Below are 26,384 nucleotides of genomic sequence, written 5' to 3' on the forward strand. Positions count from 1 at the left end.
GTGGCAGATACAAATACTAAATATCAAAGCTGGAAAAAACTTGCAGAGAAAGATCTTCGTGGCAAACCCGTTGATGAGCTAACCCGAGAGACCCCTGAAGGCATTCCCATGAAGCCCATCTACTTCGCCGAGGATCTGGAGCAGCGGCCTCACACGAACACCGTCCCAGGGGAAGCGCCGTTCACGCGAGGGCCGCGGGCGACCATGTACACAGGAAGACCATGGACCATTCGCCAGTACGCTGGCTTTTCCACAGCAGAGGAGTCGAATCGCTTCTATCGCAAGAATCTTGCCGCCGGCCAGAAAGGCCTTAGCGTAGCCTTCGATCTTGCGACCCACCGAGGTTATGACTCGGACCACCCGAGAGTGGTCGGCGATGTGGGTAAGGCAGGGGTTGCCATCGATTCTGTGGAAGATATGAAAATCCTCTTCGACCAAATTCCACTCGATCAAATGAGCGTTTCCATGACCATGAACGGTGCCGTGATTCCGATCATGGCTGCCTACATTGTTGCTGCTGAGGAGCAAGGTGTCAGCCCTGATAAGCTATCCGGTACGATTCAGAATGATATCCTGAAAGAATATATGGTCCGCAATACCTATATTTACCCCCCCGACCACTCCATGCGCTTAGTCGGAGACATTATCGCCTACACCGCAGAAAATATGCCTCGCTTCAACAGTATATCGATCAGTGGCTACCACATGCAGGAAGCGGGTGCGAACTCGGCTATTGAACTCGCCTTCACCCTTGCTGACGGTATTGAATACGTGAAAGCCGCGCTGGCAAGGGGCCTCGACGTCGACCAGTTTGCTCCGCGACTATCATTCTTCTTTGCCATTGGCATGAACTTTTACATGGAAGTGGCCAAGCTCCGCGCTGCGCGAACTTTATGGGCCCAGATGATGGGCGAATTTCAGCCCAAAAACCCCAAGTCCTTGATGCTACGCACCCACTGCCAAACTTCAGGCTACACCCTTACTGAGCAAGATCCTTACAACAATGTGATCAGGACCACGATTGAGGCTATGGCTGCATCCATGGGCGGAACCCAATCACTCCACACCAACTCATTTGATGAGGCCGTTGGACTTCCTACTGATTTCTCCGCTAGGCTAGCCCGGAACACGCAATTGATCCTTCAAGAAGAAACTGACATCACCCATGTGGTAGATCCCTTCGGCGGCAGCTATTTTATGGAATCGCTCACCCAAGATCTTATCGATAAGGCTAAAGAGATTATCGCGGAAGTGAATGAGATGGGTGGCATGGTAGAAGCGATCAATACCGGCTACCCCAAGCTCAAAATCGAAGAAGCAGCCGCCCGCAAGCAGGCTCGGGTGGACAGTGGCCGGGATGTGATTGTTGGCGTTAACAAATATCAAACCACCAGCAAGAGCGACTATGATGTACTCAGCATCGATAACACCCAAGTTCGTCGCCAACAAATTGAGCGACTCGATGCCTTAAAATCCAAGCGCGATCAAGAGCAGGTTAGCCTGGCTCTAAAGAATCTGGAAGCAGGGGCGCGCTCCAATGGCAATATTTTAGAGCTTGCCATTCCTGCGATTCGCGCCCGAGCAACCATCGGCGAAGTTTCCGATGCCTTGCGGTCAGTGTTCGGTGAGCATCAAGCTGCGGTGCAAACCGTATCCAGTGTCTATGCAACGGAGTACCAGGTGGACGAAAACTACCAGAAAGCCAAAGATCAAATCGAAGCCTTCGCTCAAAACGAGGGTCGCCAACCCCGTATCCTCATCGTAAAGCTAGGGCAGGACGGCCATGATCGTGGTGCTAAGGTCATTGCCACTGGCTTTGCCGATCTAGGTTTCGATGTGGACATGGGTCCCCTGTTCCAAACCCCCGATGAGGCAGCGAAACAAGCCGTTGAAAACGATGTCCACGTGATAGGTGTCTCATCCCAAGCGGCAGGCCATCTCACCCTTGTCCCTGAACTCATTGCCAGCTTAAAGAAACAAGGAGCTGGTGATATTAGGGTAGTCGTTGGTGGCATTATTCCTGAGCAAGACTATCAGCAACTTTTCGATGACGGCGCCGCCGAAGTCTTCGGACCAGGTACCCCAATTCCCGTGGCTGCACTCCGAACGCTTAAGGCGATTGGAGCGCAGGGCTGATGACTGATAATCTGTTTGAGCGGCTTCTTAGTGGCGAGCGGCGAGCCCTAGGCAAAGCAATCACCCTCATCGAGAGCCAAAGCCCCAAGCACCGTGCTGAGGCCAACGCTTTGATGGACCAAGTGATGAAAGCCCCTAAACCCTCGATCCGTATTGGGATCAGCGGCACTCCAGGAGCTGGCAAATCCACGTTTATCGAGGCCTTCGGAATGGCTCTTATTGAAAAAGGCCATAAAGTTGCCGTCCTAGCTGTTGACCCTTCATCTCCTATTAGCTCTGGTAGTATTTTGGGAGACAAAACGAGAATGCAGCACTTGTCTGCCCATCCCCAAGCGTTTATCCGCCCGTCACCAGCGGGACGACACTTGGGGGGTGTTGCCAGCCGCACCCGGGAAGCCATCTATTTATGCGAAGCTGCCAACTACGATTTCATCATTGTTGAAACCGTTGGTGTAGGCCAATCTGAACATCTTGTCCACTCCATGGTCGATGCCTTCATCTATCTTCAGCTACCCAATTCTGGAGACCAGCTGCAGGGCATCAAGAAAGGTATTTTAGAGCTCGCTCATCTGATATTAGTCAATAAATGCGATGGCAAGCATGTCCAGGCCGCCAAACGCGCCAAAACAGACCTTGACCTCGCCCTGAATCTTATCTATCAGAACCGCCCAGAAGAGCGCCCCGAAGTTATCCTGATGAGCGCTCTAGAGAAAACAGGCCTTGATCAGGTATACCAGCAAATCCTCGCTCTCATAGATGGGCTCAAATCTAACGAGGAGCTTCACTCCCGACGGGCCCAACAGGCGCTTGATTGGTATCGCGATGAAGTTCAGCGACTTTTAGTAGAGCGGGTTTTCGAAAACGAGGACTTTAAGCGTCTCTACCAAGAGGCCGAGGCCAGTGTTGCGAGACAAGAAAAGTCCGCGAGGCAGGCAGCATTTAAGTTTACCAACGCTCTGATGATTGGATCTAAGTAATGTCAGAAATTTTTATTACCGAGGAAGCCAGACAAAACGCAATTACCATGCAGTCGAGCAACGACAACTTCCGTAACCTTCCACTGCGGCTGTATTTGGAAGGCAAAGGCTGCGATGGGTTTTATTATGGCGTGACCTTCGACGAGAAAACTGAGCAAGATCTCGAATTTCCGCAGGAAAACCTCTTAGTCATCTGTGATCCAGATACTCTTGAGTTTTGCAGTGGCTCAACCATCACCTGGGTTGACGATGAGCGGGGTCGAGGCTTTCTGGTCGAAAACCCTCAGCACCGAAAATTTAGAGGCAAGTTCTACAAAAGACAGGCTTGGCAAGATAAACTGACAGCGAAAGTTTCGGCTCAATCCAATTCTACCAAGCGATAGCCACCGCCATAGACACTTTCAATTTCAAGACAGGTATTACCCAATTTTTTCCGCAGCCGAGACATGTGACTATCAATAGTGCTGCGGGATATCTTAGCTCCATCCCAGACAAGCTCAGCCAGCCGCCGCCTGGAAATTGGCTTGTGATGACTACTCAATAGAAGCTTTATGATTTTAGCCTCTTTATGAGAAAGCGCTATTTCAACTTCGTTATCATGGATCACAAGCCTCATGGATTCGAAGTCCAAAGTGAATGGCTCAGCCGAAGCTCCCTGCCTTTCAAGTGCCGCCTTTATCCTAAATGGTAGAGTTTCATCAAAATGCAAAACTTCATCGTCGAGATCACACAAATTGTCTGCTACAATCAAAATACGAACACCCCGCAGACTCCGATCTTTGAGCGCGTCTAGAGAATCGAAATCCAATCCATTGACAATCAAGGCCTGGGGTTTTTCAATACTTCCCGCTATTCTGGCCAGAGTTATGAGGCTGTCGAGAGAGGCAATTGAACGAACTGCTACCGCCCCCTGAATCAGAGGCAGAATTCGTTTTCTTGATCCATCAGGTCGCTCCAAGAGCCAGACTACGCCCATATTCAACCTCACAGATCAATTTCACAGATCGAAAACTTTTTCGTAAAGCCCGAAGGGTATTGCTTGATCACAAATGGCTCGTCATCAGCGTCGCCCATCACCCCCATAACTAGATAGGTTCCTTCTTGATAAACTCCATGGTTGCCAAGATCATTGATATCAGTGGCTGATATCTTTTGCACGGTTAGTGTGCTTTCACCATCAAGCCATTTAGGAGTCAGTAAATAGGAGAATGTAGTGGTCGGGAGGAGCACAGGGTCACCAATGTGCTCGTTTTCGATAACAAAGGATTTCGCCCACAGTTGATCACCTTTCTGGTCTAAAAAACGAATTTCCATGCTAGCGTTTTCCCAAATAAGAGTATCGCCAACCACATAAACTAATAGGACACCCTCACGATGCTTGGCCATAGTCCAACTTTCTACCCGATCCTTAACCTCCTCACCTAGCTCGTAGACCGAAGGCTTCGCCTTAGATGAGCCCAAGACAGCAAACCTAAATTTAGGAAACGACTTGCCATTCCCGCCAATTCGATCTTTTTTCCACATTAAAAATAACTCTCCATCACCAACAGGAGCAGATTTTACATCACCTTCTATTTTCAAACTTGAGAGTCTTTGATAGCTCATCATTTCCTTTTTCTCGTCAATCAAAAACTCAAAGATATAGCTGGGCGAATCATCTCGGGATGAGTCCTCCTTAAGTTCCTTTGAAACCAACCAAAAACCCTTCGCAGACGGATAGACCTCTTGTCCATAAAAGTTGATACCAAGGCTTTGAGATTTATGAATGACGACATTTTTTTCTGGGTCTCTCAACTCTATGTGCTTCATCCCCTGACTGGAACTCAGCTCTATTGCAAAGAGTCGCCTCCCTCCAGCTCTAACCGTACCGAGGTAGCGCCCGCGGCCACCCCAGTTAAGGTCGATAACACCACTTTCCGTAGCAACATCTCCACCAGAGAACGGCTTAAAAGAGTGACTCCGACGCCCAGATCGATCGCGAGCGGTAACAACGAAACCCTTTTGTTCTTTTACCTGTGCCAAGGCAAGGTTAAGGATTTCAATCTCGGATCGTTTCTGAGGCCAATCCTCGCAGTCAACAGACTTCGCTTCTTGCAAAACAACCCACTCTGATTTGAGCCCGGCACGGTTTACCATTTGGCAAGATGTTGTTAAAAGACTTATTAATATTAAGAGATTACATTTCATAAAATCAGAATCCCTAAAGTTTCGTTAAACAGAGACGAAAATCCCTGGTATGGACAGGTACTTGATTGGTTAATCTATGAAAAGTGGATTGTTTTTTAAATTTTTGTATCTTGGCATGAGTCTCTCGCTTATTTCTTGCCAAACCACCGTGACCATGGATGTGGTACGCGACGGAGTCCAACTTCCCTACATTAAGAATACCGCAAACGAATGTTATTATTTAGACGAATTTATGCCTATTCCTGACAATCTTGTCTCGGGACGGAGCGGCAAATTAAGACTCCGCTACTACACCTATAAATCAGCCCTCTATAAAGACTATAAGAACAAGCATATCATTCTTTCATTTTACTCAACAGACGAGCAATGCTGGTCTCTCTTCGAAGAGTATTACGTGACAGACTGAAGAGACAAATCACCTTGCCCCCATTTTCTGGTAAAATCTATTTAGAGCCAGTCTCAAGTTTAGCCCTCTCCATTGAGAGATTGAGCCCAAGCAATTCTTAGATTCAAGAGGTTTCCATGAAACTGAGTTTAGCGATTTTTACATTTGTTATCATGCTTGGATGTAGTCATAGTAAAAAGCAACCAGAGTCCTCTTCTCCTCCTAAATCAGAGACATCCAATGATAAAAATAGACAGGTAAAAAAGAAAACTCGCTCCGAGAAACCAGCAGAAAAACCTGCAACATCTAGCTTTAGAAAAGATGAAAACGACTTATTAGAGAAGGGCAATCAATACGCCGTCGATGGATTGTATCGCGAAGCACTGCAAGCCTATAGCAAAATACTAAAGAAAAATGATACTCATACCTTGGCCCATCGTATGGTTGGAGTGATCAGCGTTAAAATTGGTGAGTACCGTAAAGCTATCAAACATTTAGAGCTTATCATTGATCAGAGAGCAGATGATTTTGAGGCCAACTACTACTTGGCAGAGGCCTATCGGACCCAAGACCGGTACGGAGACGCGATTTTCCGATATAAGGTGGCATTAACCCAAAAGCCGAATCATGTTCTTTCTCTTAAAGCCTTAGCCTGGAGCTATTACAAAATTCGCTACTACAGAGCTGCTCTCCGAACCGCTCATGTCCTGTACAAGCAAGAGCCAGATGACATGCAGGTGACTATCATTCTTGCTCGGGTCCTCAATAAAGTTGGACAACCTAAGAAGGCTATGTTGCGACTCAGAAAAACTCTTCTTAAGGCTCCCAAGGATCAGGCTCCATACCTGAAGAGTGTTCTCGGTGATGTTTACCTCTCCATTGGCAATCGAGAGAAAGCAGAGGAAGCTTATAGAGATGCTTTAAAAGACCAACCGCTTCTAGCTGGTGCGCTACTCGGCTTGGCAAAACTAACCTTACAAGCGGGAGAGCGCCCAGATATTGCAATCACCTACCTTGAGCGGGCCACACGAATCAAGCCTAGCCTCGTGGAAGCTTATTACTATCTGGGTCAAGCCTACCTCAAGACCAAGCCGAAGGTGTCGCAAAAATATTTTCAAAAATTTAACCGCCTCGCAGCAGGTGATCCAGAATTCAACGAACAGGTATCTGAAGTTCGTGAGTTTTTCCAAAAGGTAAGAAAAACACCTTCAAATAGTGAGTTGGAATCTTTGGATAGTCAGCTATAATTAAGAAGCGTGAGGTTGCAATTCACGCCATTACCCAATAGGCATTGGGGGATCTTAAATAAGCTTCATTTCTTCTTTTTGATAACTGAGTAGCGAACGTCGTGCGTCGAATAGATTTTTATAAGATTCGTAACGAACCTTAAGTCTATCGGAATCGCGGCGAGCTTCGGCAAGCTGCTCAATAAAGGATAGGTACTCAGGGTCGGTTTCAGTGAGACGCTTAAGTTTGGCTTCATTATGTTCGCCAGTATCATACTTAATCGCAATTTTAGCCTTAGTAGGGGACTTCATCAGCTCCAGATACTCTGCTCGCTTTTTAGCTTCGACGTACTCTAGCCCGACTTTGTTGGCAAGCTTGACGATCTCTTCTAAGCCGAGTTTATCAGAGGGTTTTTGGTCTCGTGAATTCATTCAAATCCTCAGTTGGACAGCCCTACGCACTAGGTATATTACAAACTGGCAAAGCCGTCTGCTAATTTATTCTTGCAGCATTTCAGTCACTTATAAACCAAATCCCCTAAGTCCTTATGAAGACTTAAGGAATTTGAAAAATTTACCGATACGGGGGGAGTGGTGTCAGGAGAGTTGCCATGAGGCGATAAAGGACGTAAGGAGGCTTCTTTGTCTGTCGTTGATCTAGTCAAACCTAATGATTTTTTTAGGGACAAGGTAGGAGATGCGGTCGATGGGCTCAACATTGATCTCGATGCCGATCTTGAATTCTATCTTGTCAATCTGCTATGCGAATTCATTCAACCTCAAAACCTAATCCTTGGCGATATTGACTTACTCGATACGCCCTTAGCTCTCATCTATAAAGAGGCCCTGGAGTCTAGTCCCCAAATGCAGCTCAAGGTCTATAAAAAACTTGGTGATATCAGCCTCTATATTGCTGGATATTTCCAGGCATCCTTGAGCCGTAAAACAGTAGGCCCTGGCTATTATATATCCATGGGCTCTTCGGCATATCAAAAGATGTCTTCGATCATGCAGAGACGTTATAACGAGCTTCATTTCACCGAAATGTACTCGAACCTATCCCGCGAGTTCAAGACTCTGGTCAGCGTTGTCACAAGGATCGCAGGCGACCTGCCTATAGAAAACCACAACCTGCTTAAGATTTACGAAAAGTGGTGCGACACGCAGTCAACGACCTTGAAGACCTTCCTAGAAAACGAAGGCCTTTCTCCTGATTCGGTCAGCTTCAAAAAGATCCAGTAGTCATCAACAAAAAAGCCCAGCAACAGGCTGGGCTATTAGCGATATATTAGGGTAAATCCTAGCGCTGATCGATGGGCTTATAAGCCATATCTGTTTCACCTACAAATATTTGGCGTGGTCGACCTATCTTAGTCGCAGATGATTCGATCATCTCCTTCCACTGAGCAATCCAGCCAGGAAGGCGACCTAGAGCAAACATGACTGTAAACATATTTGTTGGGATGTTGAGCGCCTTGTAGATAATACCAGAGTAGAAGTCGACGTTTGGATAAAGCTTACGCTCTACAAAATAGCTATCTTTCAAGGCTTCCTCTTCCAAGCCCTTCGCTATGTCAAGAAGTGGGTCTTTGATCGAAAGCTTCTCAAGAATTGTGTCGCACGCCTTTTTGATAATCCTCGCACGTGGATCGAAGTTCTTATAGACGCGGTGTCCGAAGCCCATGAGTCGGAAAGGGTCATTTTTGTCCTTAGCTTTGTCCAAAAACTTCTTGTAATCGCCACCGTCATCCTGAATCTGCATGAGCATTTCAATCACAGCTTGGTTGGCACCACCGTGGAGTGGTCCCCACAGCGCACTCACTCCAGATGCGATGGACGCATATAGATTCGCTTTTGAGGAGCCAACCAGGCGCACAGTCGAAGTCGAACAGTTTTGCTCGTGGTCAGCATGAAGAATCAAGAGAACATTCAATGCTTTTGCAACTTCTGGATCGGGCTTATAGTCACCACCACCGTACATCATGTTTAGGAAATCAGAGCAGTAATCAAATTGATTTGGCTTAGAGTCAACTAAATCCTGGCCCTGGCTGACACGGTAGAAGTATGCCGCTATATTTTTCACCTGGGCAATCAACTGAGCCATGATTGCATCTTTTTTATCTTTGGAAAGATCCTGGTCCAGATACTCAGGGTAGAATGCAGACATTGAGGATAGTACTGAAGACAAAACACCCATGGGATGAGCATCTTTCGGGAACTGCTTCATGAGGTTCTTCACCTCAGCCTTTGTTTCGCTGAAAGAATTAATCTTCTCTTGAAACCAAGTGAGCTGATCACGATCGGGCAGTTCGCCATAGACAAGCAAATAAGCAACTTCGATGAAGTTAGACTTCTCAGCCAATTCTTCGATTTTATAGCCGCGGTACTTCAAGACTCCTTCTTCGCCATTGAGGAAGGTGACAGCTGAGGCACAAGATGCTGTGTTGACGAATCCGTTATCAATGGTGACAATGCCTGTTTGGGCCCGTAGCTTGGAAATGTCGAGACCCTTCTCTCCTTCGGAGCCAACCACAACCGGAAGCTCGATACTCTTGCCGTCGATACTTAATTCTGCCGTTTCGTTACTCATAATCTCTTTTCTCACTGCTGTCATGTGTCTCCTCCCGAAACTCTACTGGTTTTCATGCAGTACGAATCCCCGCAACAACCTAATATCGGCCTCGAAAGAGAGAAGTTAAAAAAATTCCCTAACAAAATTACTAAACACTAAGTTTGCTTGATATTTAGAGGCTAGGCCCTACTTGGCTCCAGAACTCCCGGAGCTTGATGACCGCCTCTCGATGCCCATCTTCGGAAAGCTTTGTCTCGATACGCTTTATTTTGCTGTCATTCTGAGGGCGTCGAATAAGCAGAAAAAAATCTTTCTTTGCAGTGCTATAATTACCATACTTCAGCGATAACTCAAGTCTCTGAAGTCTTGCGCCATCATCCTCGGGAGTCAAGGAGAGAATTTTCGACAGCAGGTAGAACTGAAGCCTTGGATCTTCCGCTGATCGTACATCAAACAGAAGTCTTTGCTGCAAAACTGTCGGTGATGCCGCCAAGACTCCACCGACCGTCATCACCAAGAGTAAAGCCCCCACTACGGCACGAGCCCGCGGAATATTGAGAGGCACCAAACGATTTGGCCTAGCCCGAATCAAAGCGTATGTAAATACCACACCGCACACTAGGCCACCCATATGAGCAGCGTTGTCGATCTGAGGAATCATAAAACCCAAGATACCGTTCGCAATTACCATACCTGAGTACATGCTTTGACGGTTACCTTTGCCAAACATCTGTTTGAGCTTCTCCCCGACGACCCGCTCCATGTAGAACCCAGCACCAAGTAGCCCGAACAGGGAGGAAGACGCTCCAGCACTCAAGTTGATCGAGAATAGAGAGCTTGCAATATTTCCCCCAAACCCGGCTAAAATATAGAGGGTTACAAACCATTTCTTCCCGAGCAGATGTTCAATTTGATAACCGAGGGCATAGAGGGCCCAGTTATTGAAGGCGAAGTGTATAAAGCCCACATGCAAGACAATAGGGGTAATCAGTCGCCAGATTTCACCCTGCGCGATCAAAATATTTTCCTTCGCACCCCAGCGAATCAGTGACTCTGGTCCAGGGTCCATAAGACTACCTGATTCTAGGGTAAGGATCACAAAAAAGACGGTGTTAATGAGGATAAATCGTCCACTCCATGTGCCCCAAAAAAACTTTAAGCCCTTTGGCTGAGGCACGGGTGGAATGATCGGTGGCTGGTATTCTTTATCAACTTGGTACACGTGATAGTTAGCCTAAAAAATTTGGTAGTCGGCTCCAGGGGCATGCATTTCAAGGAGCTTGGCTCCTGATAGTTTCTGGGGTGGACGGGTGCGAGACAACATCCACACGGGAGTTTCCCCCTGCCGGCTTGGCAAGAAAATCAAGACCTGACTCACCTGACTAAGACCATGGGGCTTTGGCTCAACGATCTCTGCCGAAAGACGGAGGTGGTCTCCGACTTTTACCCCCATATGAACATGGTCACTGATAAGCTGCAGCTGATCGTATTTTCCAGATGGAGTCAAGGCATGGAACACAACTTCCACCAAACCTTGAGGCTTGGGCTTGATGCGCACCACTTCAAAGTTACCTCCCACTCGCTGCACCTGTGACAGCCCAACCATGGGGCAGACAAGTGCTACGAAAACTGCGATGGTCTTAATCATTGGCTTGCTCCTAACGCACAGTGAAGCCTTGGTCTTCGAGGGTCTGCCGAAGCCCACCCTGCTGTATCCAGTTTGCCACATTTTTGATGTCCACATGAAGGGAACGATCACTAGGCATACTAGCACTTATTTCTCTGGTTTTCTTGTAGACAGCTTCAAGTGCCGCTCCAGGCTTCAGAGGCGCAATCAAATCAATCCCTTGGCACGCCGTAAGAAGTTCGATGGCTAAGATCTGAGCCACATTCTGATTCACTTCCCGAGCTTTCCTAGCAGCTATAGGTCCCATACTTACATGATCTTCCTTATCAGCCGACGTAGGGATGCTATCCACAGAAGCCGGGTGACAAAGAATCTTATTTTCTGATACCAAGGCTGCCGCAACAACATGAGGAATCATAAACCCAGAATTGAGGCCACTGTCTTTCGTTACAAAGGCAGGTAAACCGCTCATATTGGGATTGGTTAGTTTCTCAATTCGTCGCTCAGAAATACTACCCAACTCAGCTGAAGCCATGGCTAAAAGATCCATGGCTAAAGCAATCGGTTGACCATGAAAGTTCCCGCCACTGAGAATATCCAGCTCGTCAAAACATAGGGGATTGTCGGTGACAGCATTGAGCTCAATATCAACTTTACTCTTGGCATAAGCGATGCCATCACGACTGGCGCCATGCACCTGCGGAGCACAGCGAAAGCTATAGGGATCTTGCACTTTGCCGCAGTCTTTGTGACTTTCTTGAATTTGATCAGGACCGGAGAACAGATCTCTCACATTCGCCGCCACATCTTGCTGACCGTGCTGAGGACGTACCCGATGAATACGCTCATCAAAGGCCTGCACCGTCCCTCTCAGGGCATCGAGGCTAAGGGCTAAAATGATATCCGCTGCTTTAGCCAGCTCCCGGGCCTCTTCCACAGCAAGAGCTGCAATAACAGTCATAAAGTGAGTGCCGTTGATCAATGAAAGGCCTTCTTTTGCCTGCAGTTGATGGGCTGCAAGGCCAGCGTCCTGAAGGGCCTGACTGGCTTCAATGGCTTTGCCTTCCTGGACTACAAAGCCCTCCCCCATGAGAGTAAGAGCCAGATGAGCCAGAGGCGCCAGATCTCCCGACGCTCCCACGCTACCTTTCTCAGGAATTGCTGGGAGTATATTGTTTTTGTAGCACTCCAAAATGAGGTCCACACACTCCTGGGAAATTCCAGTGTGGCCGAGGTAAAAGGTGTGGGCCCGAAGTACGAGCAAACCGCGACTAATAGAGTCTTCGACATAATTTCCCACCCCACAGGCATGGGACCGAACTAAGTTGCGTTGCAACTCTTCAAGTTGGCTCGTTTCGATCGAAACATCTGCCAAGTAGCCAAAGCCGGTATTAATTCCGTAGTAGGTATCTCCAGAACCAAGAGCTTGATTCACCAAATTTCGGAATTTTTTCAGCCGTTCGCGGGCTTTTTCGGATACTGCTAGATCTTTGCTTTGCTGCTTTGCATACCGAGCGAGTAGCTCGGTATTGAGAGTGTCATCCCCTAAGTGAAACGCCATATGAAACTACCTTTTCGATTGGTATGAAACTCATACCTAGCTATTTTGATTTTTCAAAAGTTCGATTGCGGCCTTGCGGTCACTTGCCCCATAGACCGCTGTTCCCGCAACAAGAACATCAGCACCTGCTTCCACAACAGATCCAACAGTTTCCTTGTTCACACCACCATCAACCTGAATACGCATATCCAGAGAGCGCTTTTCAATTTCATTGCGCAGCCACGAGATTCGTGACAGAGATTCGCGAATAAATTTCTGCCCGCCAAACCCAGGATTCACCGACATCACGTTAATCATTTTCACAAAAGGTAAAAGTGGCTCTAGCAAGCTCAGGCTCGTGCCTGGATTGATTGCTAATCCTGGTTTTGCTCCCGCTTCAGCAATCACTTGAGTCAAACGATGAGCGTGTGTTGCAGCCTCGACATGGAACAAGAGGTAATCTGCTCCGGCCTTAACGTACTCCATCGCCATCTCATCTGGATTCGAGATCATAATGTGAACATCTAGGGGGATTCCGGAAACTTTTTTCAAAGCCTTCACAAACGGAATTCCAAAAGTGAGATTCGGTACAAAGTGCCCATCCATGACATCCACATGATGGAGGTCAGCACCGGCATCCTCAACACTCTTAGATTCTGTTTCAAAATTTAGTGGGTCTGCGGCGAGAAGCGAAGGAGCCACCCAGATGTCCTGTGCACTCATTCTTCAACCTCCGTATTCATCAGTCTCTGACGCTTGAGCACCTTCTTTCGCACCATGGTAGATTTGAGACGACTCATTCGATTGATGAAGACTATGCCATCAATGTGATCGATTTCATGCTGCAAGCAAACAGCAAATAATCCGTTCGCATGAACTTCGAACGTTTCACCATTTTCATCTTGAGCTGTTACCCAAATTTCTTCGGCACGGTCCACAAACTCAAAGACTTCAGGGAAGCTCAAGCAACCTTCTTGCCAGCGAAACTTACCCTTCTTTTTGGTGATCACAGGATTGACAAATGTCCAGCGCTTATCGTGCCAGTGCTCTTTCTTTTCTTCTTGTTCAGCGTATTTATTTTCGGTCCAAGGAATGCAAATGGTCAAAATTCTTTTGGCGACATTAACCTGATTAGCGGCAAGACCGATACCACCAGCTTCATCCATGGTTTCATGCATGTCGGCGACAAATTTTTTGAGATCCTCATCGAACTCTTTGACCTCTTCTGACTTTGTTTCGAGGACTTTTGCGGGCCACTCAACCACTTTGAGGACGCTCATAAACTCTCCTGGTTGTTGAAGGACATTAGCTCCGTGACTCTCGCCACGTAGGAATTCGCAGCAATATATCACACAGAATCTGTCCTGTCATACAGGAGGTATACACCTAATTTTTATTGGATTATCAATAACTTGCTTCGTTATCGTCGGGGGCAGACAGTTCCGCGAATGTGATTCGAGCAGTTTCGTAAACACGAACCCAGAGATCTTCAAGCTCTTCGTCCAAAGCCCTTACAATGTCATTCTGGATTATAGTTTCGTGAGCGTATGAGAAAAGAGTGCGCCCGTCATAGTTGATCGAGAGCACGAACACCCAAAACACGGCTGTTAAGAGGTGGGTTCCGATCCAACGGAGAATTGCACTCATAAATAAATGTTCCTAACTTGCTAGACCTTTGTCTCTGGACTCCGGCACGCTCCTAAATGACGCACCAGATTTATTCATCGACCCGAAAAGGATCTTGAAAACCTCATTATAGTCCGTGACGAAGTGTACTTTCAAGTTACGTTTTAAAGACGCAGGTAATTCGCTATAGTTAGGTTTATTTTTCATGGGAACTACTACTTCCTTCATGCCCTCTCGCTGGGCAGCCAGTAGCTTCTCACGCAATCCTCCAATCGCAAGGACCTTACCGTGGATCGTGATCTCCCCCGTCATTGCGACCTTCTCTTTCGGTTCCTTACCACCTAAAGCTGATAGGATCGAGGTTGCCATTGCGATTCCAGCTGATGGACCATCTTTAGGGACAGCACCCGCTGGCACATGGACATGAAGCTCGCACTCTTCAAGGATCGAAACATCCACGCCAAACTCCTCGCTCTGAGCGCGAATAAAGCTAAGGGCTGCCTGAGCAGACTCCTTCATCACATCTCCAAGTTTTCCAGTCAAAACCAGCCGAGGCTTACCACTACGGATCAGGCTAGACTCAATTGCCATGACTTCACCACCATATTGGGTATAGGCAAGGCCTAGAGAAACCCCGATCTGGGCATTTTCATGGTAGAAGTTATCGCCAAATTTCTCTGCACCCAGGTGCTTCTGCACCAAAGTTGGGGTTAACTTAACCCTCGGCATGTCCGTTCGCTCTTTTTCTTCGACCTCTGCGTACTTCCGCGCAACCTTACGGCAGATCGATGCGATCTTCTTCTCAAGCCCACGCAAGCCACTTTCCCTCGTGTAGCCATTGATGATAGCCGAAACCGAGTTCTTGGAAAAACTGAGTTTCTCTTTATCGAGGCCAGCTTCCTTGATTTGCTTAGGAATCAAGTATTGGTTGGCAATATTAACTTTTTCCTCTTCGGAGTAGCCCGATACTTCAATGATTTCAAGACGGTCGCGCAGGGGAGCTGGAATTGTATCTAAGGTGTTCGCATTGGCAATGAAAACAACATCAGAAAGATCAAAGGGAATTCCCAGATAATGGTCAACGAATTTCTTATTTTGCTCGGGATCAAGGACTTCGAGTAAGGCAGAGGATGGGTCACCACGATGATCGGACGCTAACTTATCAATCTCATCAAGCATGATCACCGGATTGGACGAACCAGATGATTTTATCGCGCTCATGATACGACCAGGGTAGGCCCCCACGTAAGTCTTTCGATGCCCTCGAATATCAGCTTCGTCACGCACGCCACCCAGGGCAATCCGTTGAAATTCCCGACCGAGAGATCGTGCAATCGAACGCCCTAGACTTGTTTTCCCCACACCTGGAGGGCCAAAGAAGCAGATGATGGGGCTTTTTGCGTTGGGATTGAGACTTTTGACAGCCAGGTGTTCAATGATTCGATCCTTAACTTTTTCCAATCCATAGTGATCTTCATCTAGAATCTGTTTCGCATGTCGAATATCAAGATTGTCTCTGGATTTCTTTCCCCAAGGCATGGCCAATAGAGTTTCTACATGGGTTCGGGTTAAAGCTGCTTCGCTCGTGTCTTGATGCATGCGCTCAAGGCGCTTCAATTGACGGGCAACTTCTTCTTTTGCTTCCTTATTCAATGGCAGTTCTTCAAGTTTCTGCCAAAATTGGTCAAGTTCGTCCTTGCCGTCGGTATCGCCAAGCTCAGATTTAATCGCTCGCATCTGTTCACGGAGGTAATGCTCTCGCTGCATGCGGCCAATCTCATCCTTGGCATGGGACTGAATGCGTACCTGCATTTGATAAACTTCGATTTCCCGGGAAAGGCAGGTGTAGACTTTATTAAGGCGGTCGACCGGATTGTTGACCGCCAATATTGATTGGGCTTCGTTTACCTTTAAGCCTAAATTTGAAGCGACAAGATCTGCTAGTCTCCCTGGCTCTGAAACGTCTTCTAAAATCATCAAAATGTCTGGAGAGAGAACTTTACCAAGACTGACAACTTTTTCTAGATTCTCTCTTACTGCACGAACTAAGGCTTCCACTTCGCTAGAGCTATTCATGAGCGTTGGATCTTGGACATTAATGAGGGCAACCTTAGGATATGGCTCGGTTTCCAACAGCTCTTGCACAACCGCTTTATGAAGCCCTTGCACAAGAACCTTCATGCGCCCATCAGGAAGCTTTCGAGTTCTCATGATCGAACAAACAGTTCCTATATCGTAGACATCGAAAGGAGCGTCCAACTTTGACTCCAGTCCCTCACCATCTTGTCCCATGACTTGAAAGGCCGAGAGGAAGATCTTACGCTCGCCTTCGAGAGCACTCTCTACAGCGTTGATACAAAGATCTTCGTTGATGAAGACTGGAACGATCATGTTAGGAAAGACGACAATATCCTTCAGCGGCAGCAGTGGCAACTCAGCGTTGACAACAGTTAGCTTTCCATCGATTCCTTGGGTCATTGACTCACTCCCTGAGTTATAGGTCTAGCAGGATCTTTCAACTTAAGTTCGGAACTAAATCGAGAAACCTTGAGACCTGGCAAAGAAGTCACTTTTCTATAATTTCCAAAACAAACGTTTTTCTTAGGCGTATCGGATAGTCACGTGGAGGTGGCCGCACTGGCCATGTTCCTTGTCGCCGTAACCATCTAGCGTAATCCTGTGTCCGTTGGGGGTGCCGGGCTTAATTTCGATCTGGTGCTTGATCTTTTCCCGTTTAGACACAGCTTCGTCACCTACTGTCTCGGTGACAGCTCGCGACAGCTCGACTTCCTTTATGCATCCGTGACGAGCTTCTTGGGGGTCAACCTTGAGTGATATTTCTAGGTCGAGGGAGTTGTGGTGATCACACCACTTATCAAATTCAATATCTTCTAGCTCTATCCCAGCGCAGAACTCGTCTAGAGCATCAAAGTCGATTTGGGTGGACTCGGCAAGATCAGAGGGTGATTTTTTCTTATCTCGCCGAGACGCCACGGGCCTTAATCCTTTGTCGCAGGCACGGCAACGCTTACCACCGCCGGCCGGAGAAGCCTTTCATTGAGCATATAGCCCTTTTGAAATACATCTTTGACTCGTTCGGTTTCGACCGACTCATCTTCGATCCGCTGAATGCCTTGGTGAAGGTTAGGATCGAATTCCTCTCCCTGGGATTCAAAGCCTGTCAGACCATGCTTTTCAGCCATATCTGTAAGCTGCTTGAATACCATTTTGACACCCTCTACATAGCTTTGGCTTTCATCACCTTCACCTGTCGCTAGAGCTTTCTCGAAGCTGTCTAACACCGGTAGAAGGTCTTCCAATAGCTTCTCGTTGCCATACTTAGCCAAGTCTGACTTTTCTTTATCATGACGCCTGCGAAGGTTTTCCATATCAGCAACAGTTCGCAGAAACTTATTTTGAAGTTCCTTGTTCTCTGCTTCGAGCTTTTTTACAGTTTCCTGCAAGGACCCCTGCTCAGATGACTCATCTACAACCTCAGCTGTTTGAGCCTTGGCATCCTGGTTGTCACGACTGTCTTCTTGAGCATCGCTATCGTTCGCTGATTTTGGTGCTTGATTTGATTCTTGGTTAACTTCCATACCGCCTAGAAATCCTATAGTTAAACTGCTTCAAAAGGTTTTACATCGCCAGTTTATTCATATCAAGGCTTTCGTAGGGGCAAAGTTGAGAGATGATAACACGTTAGTGTGACCTATTGCTTGTTTCACTATTAAAGATTGTAACGCAGGCCCTTCTGCGAAAAATGGGAAAAGCCTGCCGAGCAAGCAAGATCTTTAAATTCCATCAGAAAGTTGACAGCCTATCCCCCGCCTTGATAAAAAAACGTCACCTGTTCTTGCAGGGTCAGACAGCACCGGGTATCGTCGGTTTCTTTTTTGGATGGATTACTAGTGGATCAAATCATCTCCCAGACCCCTCGTCCAGGCCAGGGCTCTTCATCGTCACAGTCTCAGATTCCCAGTAAACCAGCGAATATGACATCTCGCGGCATCAATATCGATGATGTGGATTTGATCAAGCGCTTGGATAAATACTCGATCGAAGACGTGGTAGAGCTAAAAATATCGCGCTTCCTAGATCAAATTGGTACTTTTTATCCGGAAAATGTCCATGAGCTGATCATGTCCAAGGTGGAAAAGCCGCTGCTTATTCAGATACTGCGCCGAGTGGGTGGAAATCAAGTCCAAGCTGCTAAGATCCTCGGCATCAATCGCAACACACTCAGAAAAAAGATAAAGCTCTACGGGATTTAGATGCTATTGAGCTCGATCCTAAAAACTCAATCTAGGCGTCGTCCGATTCGTGGAAGAGGTTCTGGAATGAGACATAGTTAGGCTGGTAGGCCAATTTGATAGTAGTAAGAGAACCGTGCCGGTTTTTTGCGACCAGCAACTCGGCAATCCCTGCCATCTCTGAATTTGGATTGTAGTACTCGTCTCGATAGACAAAAAAGATCATATCGGCGTCCTGCTCCATCGACCCTGATTCTCGTAGATCTGAAAGCTTTGGACGTTTATCCGGTCTAGAGTCTGGACCACGATTAAGCTGTGCCAAAGCGATCACGGGCACACCCAATTCCTTGGCCAGATTTTTCAAGCCCATGGAGATTTCGGATATCTCACGCTCACGGCTCTCTGACTTTGCTTGTGATGAACCAGACATGAGCTGCAAATAGTCGATAATAATCATATCGACGCCATTCTCTTTGTGAAAACGTCGGCACCGAGACCTAAGTTCCATAAGAGAAATACCAGGTGTTTCATCAATCCCTAAGGCATCCTTACACTCATAAATACGACGCGCACCTTCCATCAAGCGATCTTGCTCTTCATCCGAAAGGTCTCCCTTGCGCAACCGCGACGAGTCGACTCTCGCTACACTCGACAAGACCCTGGCCATGAGCTGTTCTTTACTCATCTCCAAGCTGAACACTACGACAGACTTGCCAGCGAGAACCGCATTCGTGGCCACATTCAGAACCAATGCTGTTTTACCCATACCAGGCCGAGCTGCTAGAATAATCAAGTCACTGGGCTGGAGACCACCAGTCAGAGCATCAAGATCGTTAAAGCCGGTGGTGACACCACTTAACGAACCATCTGATTCCAGTTTTTTCTGAATATCTTCAATCGTCGATTCAAGAACGCGGTCTGCCGTCACGATACCTTGGCTGTCGTACTCTGACGCAATAGCTAGAAACTGCTTTTCCACCTTCTCGATAAACGACTCAATGGAGCCGTCAAAGCTTTTCGCACCCTGAATCACATCTTCACATGATGTAATGATGCCTCGGCGATAGAAGTGGTTCCTAACTATCTTTGCATAGTGCTCAACATTCTGTGTAACAGGACAGTTTTCGGTAAGATCCACAAGGTATGACGGGCCAAGCTGCTTGCCGTCTTCCTGAAGTTCACGGAGCTTTTCTGCGACCGTCACAATATCAACCGACTCACCGGCCGATGAAAGCGTAAAAATAGCTTCATAAATCTTGCGATGGGAATCAATAAAGAAGTGTCGGGGCTCCAGAACCCCTTCCACCACTGACAAGGTCTCAGAGTCACGGAGGATAGAGCCCAAGACAGCCTTTTCAGCATCCACCGAGTGAGGTAATTTGCCACTCACCTGATGCTGATCTGTACTCAAATCTAAGTCTGTCAACTCTGCGATCCTGAGGAAGCATAGTGCGCCCCAGAATCGGAGCGCCTATTTTTACTGGGCAACAACCCAAACTTTGAATTTAGCGACAACTTCAGGATGTACTTTAACTGAAGCGGCGTAAACACCTACTTTACGAACTTCTTCGTCAAGCTTGATGTCCTTGCGGTTGACCGTGATACCCTCAGCGATCAACAGCTCTTCAAGTTCAGCCGTAGTGACAGATCCGAAGATTCTTTCGTCTTCGCCAACTTGCTTGGTTACTGTCACAGAAGTTTTTTCAATAGCTGCAGCAGCCTTCTTCGCCTCAGCAAGAAGCTCAGCTTTTTTCTTCTCAAGAACCTTGAGTTGCTGATTCAATGCTTTTTCATTGCCTTCGTTAGCAACAGACGCGATGCCGCGAGGAATCAGGTAGTTACGTGCATATCCTGCTTTTACTTTAACGATGTCACCAATGTTGCCAAGGGAGTCAACGTTTTGGTTCAAGATAAGTCTCATGATTACTTCTCCTCAGACTGCTGTGCGTCAAGCTTAGCTAGCTCAGCTCGTCGCTCTTCCACATTTACGTCTTCGTCGATCTTTACAACCAAATAGCGAAGGACATTTTCGTCAATACGAAGAAGTCGCTCACACTCAGCAATGCTATCGGGGCTTGCTGTTAGATCGTAGAACGCGTAGTGACCACGGAAGTTTTTCTTGATTGGGTAAGCTAGTTTTTTAGTTCCCCAGTCAGACTTTTTAAGAATCTCGCCACCGTTCCGGGCAAGGATTTCTTCATAGCCAGATAGGACTTTTGTCTTATCAGCGTCAGGCAAATCTGCCTTTGTTACAAATGTAAATTCGTATTCTCTCAGCAAAACGAACCTCCCTTATGGATTGAAGCAGCCCTATGCCCTCGGCAAGAGCAAGAGAGACATGTCATCTTTTCTGTTTATAAATAGAATCAAGTCGCACCATTGCGTCTTGAACCATGTCTTTAGCTAATACGTCCAATTCCTCTTGTGAGAAACGGCTCAAAACCCAATCAGACACCTGTCCGTCTTCGGGTTTCTGGGGTCGACCAACGCCAAGTTTGATACGGACAAAGTCCTTGAGGCCGGTTTCCGCTATAATGCTGCGAATGCCATTATTGCCACCATGACCGCCGCCCATCTTGGCCTTTACCTTGCCAAATGGAACGTCGATATCGTCATGGAAGACCAATAAGTCGTCGACGCCTAGTTTGTAGAAGCGCATCGCCTGACTCACAGAACGACCGCTTAAGTTCATGAAGGTATTTGGCTTTAGAAGAAGACAGGCCTCTCCTAAAATTTGCCCCTTCCCAAACTCTCCCTGAAACTTCTGACCTTCCCATTGAATTCCACACTGATCGGCAATTTGATCAAGGACAAGGAAGCCAGCGTTGTGGCGGGTGAGTTCATATTTTGGCCCTGGATTGCCAAGGCCGACAAGTAGCTTCAACGATTCATCCGCAATTAAGCGTACATGAGGTCGACATGAAGAGGCATGCGCTTGATCGCATCGAGGTGAACCTCTTTGATCACAACCAGCTTAGTCTCACCATTGAGCGTGAGGTTAAACTTCTTGCCTTCTTTATAAGCTTTACCAAGCCACTTAGGATCTAGCTCAAGGCTTGTTGCCTTGCCCTTTTCCATCAAGTTTGCAGGAATTTTTCCCGCTTTTCTTAGCTTGCGCGCATATTCTTTACCAGTTTGCTCTCTGACAACCGCTTCGATTGTAACGAGATTCTCAGACATACGATCTCCTATCCTCAAGCCCGCTAGAGGCATCTACTTCAATTATTCAATTTAAATAAATACTTATATCTAACTCAAGCTGCGTCTGCGGGTAGACAATTTGAACTTGAGGTTAGCGTTATATAAGGAACCCGCAAGGCATGCAAGTGCCTTGTGGATAAAAATACGTCATTAAACAAATAAGGAGCTGATCGAACCAGCCCCATGAATGCGTCGTATCGCCTTACCAAGAAGTTCCCCTACAGATAACTGCTTAATTTTCGAGCAGTTTCTCGCCTTTTCAGATAAAGGGATAGTGTCTGTCACGACTAGCTCAGTTAGGCAAGACTCGGCAATTCTCTCAACTGCTGGTCCACTCAGCACAGGGTGAGTGATGGCAGCGCTAACCGATCGGGCACCCTTGTCCACAAGTGCCTGGGCAGCCTTACATAGAGAGCCACCAGTATCACAGATATCGTCGACGATCAGGCAGTCCTTGTCTGTCACATCGCCAATAATGTGCATAACTGCACTTTCATTGGGGCGATCACGCCTCTTATCCACAATCGCTAGGCCACAATCATAGTATTTCGCAATGGCACGCGCTCTTTCAGCACCCCCAGCATCAGGAGACACTACTAATAGGTTATCCCGCCCTTGGAAGTAAGGGCCAAACACCGGTTTCGAAAACAAATGATCTACCGGGATATTAAAGAACCCTTGGATTGCAGAAGTATGCAATTCCATACAAAGCATGCGATCCACACCAGCGACCGTGAACAAGTCCGACACAAGTTTCGCCGTAATGGGCGTCCGCGGCGCGCTTTTTCGCTCTTGCCTGGCATAACCAAAATATGGATTCACCAAGGTAATGCGCTTTGCAGAGGCCCGCCTACAGGCATCAACCATCACAAGAGCTTCCATAATATGCTGATTAGCTGGTGCACAGGTTGGCTGAATGATGAACACGTCCCGGCCGCGGATATTCTCGTTGAGCTCGACTCGTGTCTCTCCGTCTGAAAAGCGCTCGACGATTGCGTTACCTAACTTAAGATCTAAGTAGCTAGCAATTCGTCCGGCAAGGGCCCGATTAGCATTTCCTGAAAGCAATACGAGATCATGACTCATGGCAGATTAGTCCTTGTATGTGAGAGGATAAATATCATCAAAGCTAAAAAGCTTTTAGGGACTTGTCTAGGTGCTTGAAAATGGATATGGCTGGGGCGGCAGGACTCGAACCTGCGGATGCTGGAATCAAAATCCAGTGTCTTACCACTTGACGACGCCCCAATTCAGGAAGAAGTAGTCTCCTCGACGGGACCCAAAGATACTTCAAAGAATATTAAAAAGTCAATAGGCCCTCTTCACATTTTTTAAATAATTTTCACCATTATCGGGCAGGGGGAAGAAAGCGATGTTGACGCTCATCTTTTTGGAAGGTAAGCATGCCGTAATGATCGTACCCAAGAACCCAGGCTCCTTTCCACTGCTCCTCTTCGATGAGCTTGTCAGTGACGAAATCCACCACGGTATCCTTGAAGATCCGATGTAAACCTCGCCCCCCAAAATTACTGTCTAGGCCGAAGGCTATCAACTCTTGCTCCAGCTCCTCACTTAGCGATAGGCGAATGTCCTTGTCCTGGAGGCGATCATTCAGCTGCCGCAAACTCTTCGCTAGAAGCTCACGAAACTCGAGCTCCCCAAGAGCTTTAAACCTAACAATTTCATCGATGCGATTCACCAGTTCCGGCCTTAGCTCCTGCGCCACCGATTGGCGAAGAGCCTCCCCTTTGCCTAGGGGATGATCAGCTAGGCTGTTTACTGCTAAATTTGATGTCATGATGATGATGGTTTGCTTAAAGTCAGCTGTACGCCCTTGACCATCTGTTAAACGCCCATCATCAAAAACCTGTAGCAGTATGTCGAGTACCTTGGGATTGGCCTTTTCAATTTCGTCTAGAAGAACAACTGAGTAAGGCTTGTTGCGAACAGCATCGGTAAGCTCCCCCCCAGAGTCGTGGCCGGTGTAGCCAGGCGGAGAACCAATTAAGCGAGACACACTGAAGGACTCCATGTACTCAGACATATCAATTCTAATCAACTTCGATTCGTCATCAAACAGCTCTTCAGCGATCGCCTTAGCCGTTTCTGTCTTTCCAACACCCGTTGGACCCAAGAAAAGAAAGACACCTAGGGGTCTTGTTGGATCGTTAATACCAGCTCGGGCCCGCTTGATTGCCTTGGAAAGAACACGAATACCTTGCTCCTGCCCATAAACTCGGTCGCTGATTCGCTGTTCAATAGTCATCAATCGCATGCGGTCGCTAGCCATCATCTTGCGGCTAGGGATACCTGTCCACTGGCTCAAAACTTCAGCAACCTCTCGGACGCCCACAATCTGCCTTAAAAAAGGATGGTCTTTTTCGAGAGACTCCAGCTTTTCGCGTACCCCCTGGACCCGAGCCTCTACTTCTGGCAGCTCCACATGTTGGGTTCGCGCTGCTAGTTCAAAATCTTGCTGATCTTTTGCATCACGATGAAGGGAAGCCAAGTCTTCCGCTTTCTGCTCCTCACTACGTAGCATTTCGTGAAGCTCTTGATGGGAGCGCCAGACCCCCTCCAAAATTTCACACTCCTTGCGAAGCATATCAATTTTGACATTCAAGGATGCTAGAGCCTTACTATGACCTTCACCCATTAAAGATTGTTTTTCGATTTCAAGCTCGGAAATCTTAGTAAACAGCTCATCTAGCTCCCGTGGAGTGCTATCGATCTGAAGCCTCATTCGCGACGAGGCCTCATCGATTAAGTCGATAGCCTTATCAGGCAAGCGCCTGCTAGGCAGGTACTTTACAGAAAACTCTACAGCTGATAACAGAGCTTCATCCTCTATGGTTACCCCGTGATGGATCTCGTACTTCTTTTTAATCCCTCGCAAGATAGCCACTGAGCTGGCTTTATCAGGCTCGTTGACCATGATCGGCTGAAATCGCCGTTCAAGAGCCGCATCTTTTTCAAAGTACTTCCGATATTCGGCCAAGGTTGTAGCACCCAAGCAACGCATTTCACCTCTCGCCAATGCAGGTTTGAGTAAATTTGCTGCATCCATGCTCCCTTCAGATTGGCCAGCGCCAACAACCGTATGAATTTCGTCAATAAATAGTATGACCTTGTCACCTAACTCTTCCAGGCACTCCAAGACACCCTTCAAGCGATCTTCAAATTCGCCGCGATACTTACTGCCTGCGATCATCGAACCGAGATCGAGGGACAAGACACGAACTCCAGTCAAAGACTCTGGTACTTTTCCTTCTACAATCTTTAAAGCTATACCTTCGGCCACTGCTGTTTTGCCAACTCCTGGGTCCCCCAGTAAGATCGGATTATTTTTTTTCTTGCGCCCCAGAACTTCGAGCACTCTACGGATCTCCCGATCTCGACCTAAGACCGGATCCAGGTTGCCACGACTAGCCGCCTCAGTAAGGTCTACCGAATACTGCCGTAGCTTCTTATCGAGGGACTTTTCCAGGGTTTTCGATTGGTCTCTAGGTCGTTTGCGACGCTCCACAAAATCCGGGTCATCGGGATCTTTACCCTCTTGCCCGTTCGGCTTCTGTTTGTGAGGAAAGAGCTCTTCAAACTGATGATGCTTGCGAGTTTCCTGCTCACCTTTGTAGAGAGCATTCTTGATAGCCGTAGATTCTCTTTGCAGGTGAGACCACAAAGTTTCTAAATCAATGGGTTCGTTTGGCGACGCCGATTCAGCGGCATCCATGGCAGTATTGAGCCTTGGTCCAAACTCGACCTTGACCGCTCCGAAGTGCTTGGGATAGCTCTGCAGGAACGATTCAAGAGCTCTTTCCACGACCCCATGGGTCATAGCGTCTAAGATATCCCAATTGGAACGCAGGATCGCCAGCGCAACGTGTTCACACTCAAGGTGGTCATGGCCAAGACCCTTCGCATAGCGAAGGCCAAAGTGAAGGGCTTTCCGACATTCGAAATTATACTTAGCAAGATCCATGAGCTACCTAGTCATTTTTGTAAACTTTTCGGATAGCTATGGATTTTCTTTAGGGAGCTGAACTGGGAGAGTTAGGAATTCTTTTGTTGATCAGTGTACTTCGTTTTTAAGTCAAGCAAGGCGTCCTTCAGAAGTCGCTCTTCCTCCTCACTGAGATTGCCTTTCGTTTTTTCGGCTAGAAGACCTAGGATATCAATATTTTGCTTAGCTAGAGCTAGATTGCGAGGTGCACTAGAGTCACCGAAACCCATGTACGAGAGCGCCGCTGAGCAAAAGCCAAGAACCAATCCAGAAAATTCAACCTGTTGCTGCTGATCTGACATACGTTATCCTCCCTTCACAGACCCCAATGTATTAGATTTACGATAAACATGGAAGGATTTAAGCAATCTGAAAAAAAATGAGTGAAAGGTGTTGACTTTATGCCAGAATCAAGGCAAATACTCATTCCACGAGCGGACGTGGTGGAATTGGTAGACACGCTGGTCTTAGAAGCCAGTGCCTTGCGCGTGTGAGTTCAAGTCTCACCGTCCGCACCATCGACCTTCCTTTTTGGTCTTGCACTCTTTATAAAAATCAAACATACTCATCTCTCAAAAATACATCTAAATTCAAATTGTCGAGCATCATCAGATCGTCGCAACTTTTCCCCACACCCTTGTGGATAAACTA

At 47.3% G+C, this 26,384-nt stretch carries 28 protein-coding genes and 2 tRNA genes; 8 read left to right on the plus strand and 22 right to left on the minus strand.

Annotation, left to right across the window (positions count from 1 at the left end; genetic code table 11):
- The 3 genes from scpA to B9N89_RS01365 are packed head-to-tail and all read left to right on the plus strand — an operon-like array spanning position 1 to position 3,496.
- The gene (gene scpA / locus B9N89_RS01355; RefSeq protein WP_132314603.1) at positions 1 to 2,136 is read left to right on the plus strand and encodes a methylmalonyl-CoA mutase; all 2,136 of its coding nucleotides are present in this window, start codon (positions 1 to 3) and stop codon (positions 2,134 to 2,136) included.
- Positions 2,136 to 3,113 (plus strand): methylmalonyl Co-A mutase-associated GTPase MeaB, encoded by a 978-nt coding sequence (gene meaB / locus B9N89_RS01360; protein ID WP_132314602.1) that lies wholly within the window; start codon positions 2,136 to 2,138, stop codon positions 3,111 to 3,113. The genes scpA and meaB overlap by 1 nt, the downstream gene beginning before the upstream one ends.
- Positions 3,113 to 3,496 (plus strand): HesB/IscA family protein, encoded by a 384-nt coding sequence (locus B9N89_RS01365; RefSeq protein ID WP_132314601.1) that lies wholly within the window; start codon positions 3,113 to 3,115, stop codon positions 3,494 to 3,496. Before meaB ends, B9N89_RS01365 begins: the two co-directional genes overlap by 1 nt.
- Here the strand turns inward: B9N89_RS01365 and B9N89_RS01370 are convergent.
- Together B9N89_RS01370 and B9N89_RS01375 are read right to left on the minus strand one after the other, a co-directional pair.
- On the minus strand, positions 3,472 to 4,089 hold the full coding sequence (locus B9N89_RS01370; protein ID WP_132314600.1) for a winged helix-turn-helix domain-containing protein: 618 nt from the start codon (positions 4,087 to 4,089) through the stop codon (positions 3,472 to 3,474). The two genes, B9N89_RS01365 and B9N89_RS01370, sit on opposite strands and share 25 nt — an antisense overlap.
- An 8-nt stretch (positions 4,090 to 4,097) precedes the next feature.
- Positions 4,098 to 5,300: a hypothetical protein gene (locus tag B9N89_RS01375; protein ID WP_132314599.1), complete on the minus strand. Its 1,203-nt coding sequence runs from the start codon at positions 5,298 to 5,300 to the stop codon at positions 4,098 to 4,100.
- A 76-nt stretch (positions 5,301 to 5,376) separates the two neighbouring features.
- Here B9N89_RS01375 and B9N89_RS01380 point away from each other — a divergent pair, with 76 nt between their 5' ends.
- Both B9N89_RS01380 and B9N89_RS01385 read left to right on the plus strand, forming a co-directional pair.
- Positions 5,377 to 5,706: a hypothetical protein gene (locus B9N89_RS01380; protein WP_132314598.1), complete on the plus strand. Its 330-nt coding sequence runs from the start codon at positions 5,377 to 5,379 to the stop codon at positions 5,704 to 5,706.
- Positions 5,707 to 5,822: 116 nt separating this feature from the next.
- Positions 5,823 to 6,932, plus strand: coding sequence for a tetratricopeptide repeat protein (locus tag B9N89_RS01385; RefSeq protein ID WP_132314597.1), 1,110 nt, complete (start codon positions 5,823 to 5,825; stop codon positions 6,930 to 6,932).
- 54 nt (positions 6,933 to 6,986) lie between these two features.
- Here B9N89_RS01385 and B9N89_RS01390 read toward each other — a convergent pair whose 3' ends face one another.
- Positions 6,987 to 7,343: a hypothetical protein gene (locus B9N89_RS01390; RefSeq protein WP_132314596.1), complete on the minus strand. Its 357-nt coding sequence runs from the start codon at positions 7,341 to 7,343 to the stop codon at positions 6,987 to 6,989.
- Between the two features lie 210 nt (positions 7,344 to 7,553).
- Between B9N89_RS01390 and B9N89_RS01395 the strand changes: the two genes are divergently transcribed.
- Positions 7,554 to 8,153: a hypothetical protein gene (locus B9N89_RS01395; protein WP_132314595.1), complete on the plus strand. Its 600-nt coding sequence runs from the start codon at positions 7,554 to 7,556 to the stop codon at positions 8,151 to 8,153.
- Positions 8,154 to 8,211: 58 nt separating this feature from the next.
- Here the strand turns inward: B9N89_RS01395 and B9N89_RS01400 are convergent, their stop codons facing one another.
- From B9N89_RS01400 to grpE, 10 genes are all read right to left on the minus strand, one after another.
- The gene (locus B9N89_RS01400) at positions 8,212 to 9,525 is read right to left on the minus strand and encodes a citrate synthase (protein WP_234996052.1); all 1,314 of its coding nucleotides are present in this window, start codon (positions 9,523 to 9,525) and stop codon (positions 8,212 to 8,214) included.
- 130 nt (positions 9,526 to 9,655) lie between these two features.
- Positions 9,656 to 10,705 carry a rhomboid family intramembrane serine protease gene (locus B9N89_RS01405; RefSeq protein WP_132314594.1) on the minus strand — a complete coding sequence of 350 codons (1,050 nt, stop codon included), beginning with the start codon at positions 10,703 to 10,705 and terminating at the stop codon, positions 9,656 to 9,658.
- A gap of 12 nt (positions 10,706 to 10,717) precedes the next feature.
- Entirely contained in the window at positions 10,718 to 11,131 is a 414-nt protein-coding gene (locus tag B9N89_RS01410; protein WP_132314593.1) for a hypothetical protein, read from the minus strand.
- A 10-nt stretch (positions 11,132 to 11,141) separates the two neighbouring features.
- Complete coding sequence (gene hutH, locus B9N89_RS01415; protein ID WP_132314592.1) at positions 11,142 to 12,671, minus strand: histidine ammonia-lyase; 1,530 nt, start codon at positions 12,669 to 12,671, stop codon at positions 11,142 to 11,144.
- Positions 12,672 to 12,707: 36 nt separating this feature from the next.
- Positions 12,708 to 13,373: a ribulose-phosphate 3-epimerase gene (gene rpe / locus B9N89_RS01420; protein ID WP_132314591.1), complete on the minus strand. Its 666-nt coding sequence runs from the start codon at positions 13,371 to 13,373 to the stop codon at positions 12,708 to 12,710.
- Positions 13,370 to 13,930, minus strand: coding sequence for a peptide deformylase (gene def / locus B9N89_RS01425; RefSeq protein WP_132314590.1), 561 nt, complete (start codon positions 13,928 to 13,930; stop codon positions 13,370 to 13,372). The genes rpe and def overlap by 4 nt, the downstream gene beginning before the upstream one ends.
- Before the next feature lie 124 nt (positions 13,931 to 14,054).
- Complete coding sequence (locus B9N89_RS01430) at positions 14,055 to 14,297, minus strand: hypothetical protein (RefSeq protein ID WP_132314589.1); 243 nt, start codon at positions 14,295 to 14,297, stop codon at positions 14,055 to 14,057.
- 12 nt (positions 14,298 to 14,309) lie between these two features.
- On the minus strand, positions 14,310 to 16,754 hold the full coding sequence (gene lon / locus B9N89_RS01435; protein WP_132314588.1) for an endopeptidase La: 2,445 nt from the start codon (positions 16,752 to 16,754) through the stop codon (positions 14,310 to 14,312).
- Between the two features lie 123 nt (positions 16,755 to 16,877).
- On the minus strand, positions 16,878 to 17,270 hold the full coding sequence (locus B9N89_RS01440; protein WP_132314587.1) for a DnaJ C-terminal domain-containing protein: 393 nt from the start codon (positions 17,268 to 17,270) through the stop codon (positions 16,878 to 16,880).
- A 5-nt stretch (positions 17,271 to 17,275) separates the two neighbouring features.
- The gene (grpE, locus tag B9N89_RS01445; RefSeq protein ID WP_132314586.1) at positions 17,276 to 17,875 is read right to left on the minus strand and encodes a nucleotide exchange factor GrpE; all 600 of its coding nucleotides are present in this window, start codon (positions 17,873 to 17,875) and stop codon (positions 17,276 to 17,278) included.
- Positions 17,876 to 18,187: 312 nt separating this feature from the next.
- Between grpE and B9N89_RS01450 the strand changes: the two genes are divergently transcribed.
- Positions 18,188 to 18,550: a helix-turn-helix domain-containing protein gene (locus B9N89_RS01450; RefSeq protein WP_132314585.1), complete on the plus strand. Its 363-nt coding sequence runs from the start codon at positions 18,188 to 18,190 to the stop codon at positions 18,548 to 18,550.
- Between the two features lie 31 nt (positions 18,551 to 18,581).
- On the opposite strand, the gene dnaB is transcribed toward B9N89_RS01450, so the two are convergent.
- From dnaB to B9N89_RS01495, 9 genes are all read right to left on the minus strand, one after another.
- Positions 18,582 to 19,955: a replicative DNA helicase gene (gene dnaB / locus B9N89_RS01455; protein WP_159455063.1), complete on the minus strand. Its 1,374-nt coding sequence runs from the start codon at positions 19,953 to 19,955 to the stop codon at positions 18,582 to 18,584.
- Positions 19,956 to 20,006: 51 nt separating this feature from the next.
- Positions 20,007 to 20,450, minus strand: a complete 444-nt coding sequence (gene rplI / locus B9N89_RS01460; protein ID WP_132314583.1) for a 50S ribosomal protein L9 — start codon at positions 20,448 to 20,450, stop codon at positions 20,007 to 20,009.
- A 2-nt stretch (positions 20,451 to 20,452) separates the two neighbouring features.
- Positions 20,453 to 20,809 carry a 30S ribosomal protein S6 gene (gene rpsF, locus B9N89_RS01465; RefSeq protein ID WP_132314582.1) on the minus strand — a complete coding sequence of 119 codons (357 nt, stop codon included), beginning with the start codon at positions 20,807 to 20,809 and terminating at the stop codon, positions 20,453 to 20,455.
- A gap of 61 nt (positions 20,810 to 20,870) precedes the next feature.
- Positions 20,871 to 21,413 (minus strand): aminoacyl-tRNA hydrolase, encoded by a 543-nt coding sequence (gene pth, locus B9N89_RS01470; protein ID WP_132314581.1) that lies wholly within the window; start codon positions 21,411 to 21,413, stop codon positions 20,871 to 20,873.
- Positions 21,414 to 21,427: 14 nt separating this feature from the next.
- The gene (locus tag B9N89_RS01475; RefSeq protein ID WP_159455064.1) at positions 21,428 to 21,709 is read right to left on the minus strand and encodes a hypothetical protein; all 282 of its coding nucleotides are present in this window, start codon (positions 21,707 to 21,709) and stop codon (positions 21,428 to 21,430) included.
- Positions 21,710 to 21,880: 171 nt separating this feature from the next.
- Entirely contained in the window at positions 21,881 to 22,816 is a 936-nt protein-coding gene (locus B9N89_RS01480) for a ribose-phosphate pyrophosphokinase (protein ID WP_132314579.1), read from the minus strand.
- 87 nt (positions 22,817 to 22,903) lie between these two features.
- A tRNA-Gln gene (locus tag B9N89_RS01485) sits at positions 22,904 to 22,978 on the minus strand.
- A gap of 100 nt (positions 22,979 to 23,078) precedes the next feature.
- Positions 23,079 to 25,712, minus strand: a complete 2,634-nt coding sequence (locus B9N89_RS01490) for an ATP-dependent Clp protease ATP-binding subunit (protein WP_132314578.1) — start codon at positions 25,710 to 25,712, stop codon at positions 23,079 to 23,081.
- 71 nt (positions 25,713 to 25,783) lie between these two features.
- Entirely contained in the window at positions 25,784 to 26,035 is a 252-nt protein-coding gene (locus B9N89_RS01495; RefSeq protein ID WP_132314577.1) for a DUF1844 domain-containing protein, read from the minus strand.
- Between the two features lie 132 nt (positions 26,036 to 26,167).
- Between B9N89_RS01495 and B9N89_RS01500 the strand changes: the two genes are divergently transcribed.
- Positions 26,168 to 26,251, plus strand: a tRNA-Leu gene (locus tag B9N89_RS01500).
- The last annotated feature ends 133 nt before the right edge of the window (positions 26,252 to 26,384 follow it).

It is taken from the genome of Pseudobacteriovorax antillogorgiicola, from assembly GCF_900177345.1.
Taxonomy (GTDB): domain Bacteria; phylum Bdellovibrionota_B; class Oligoflexia; order Oligoflexales; family Oligoflexaceae; genus Pseudobacteriovorax; species Pseudobacteriovorax antillogorgiicola.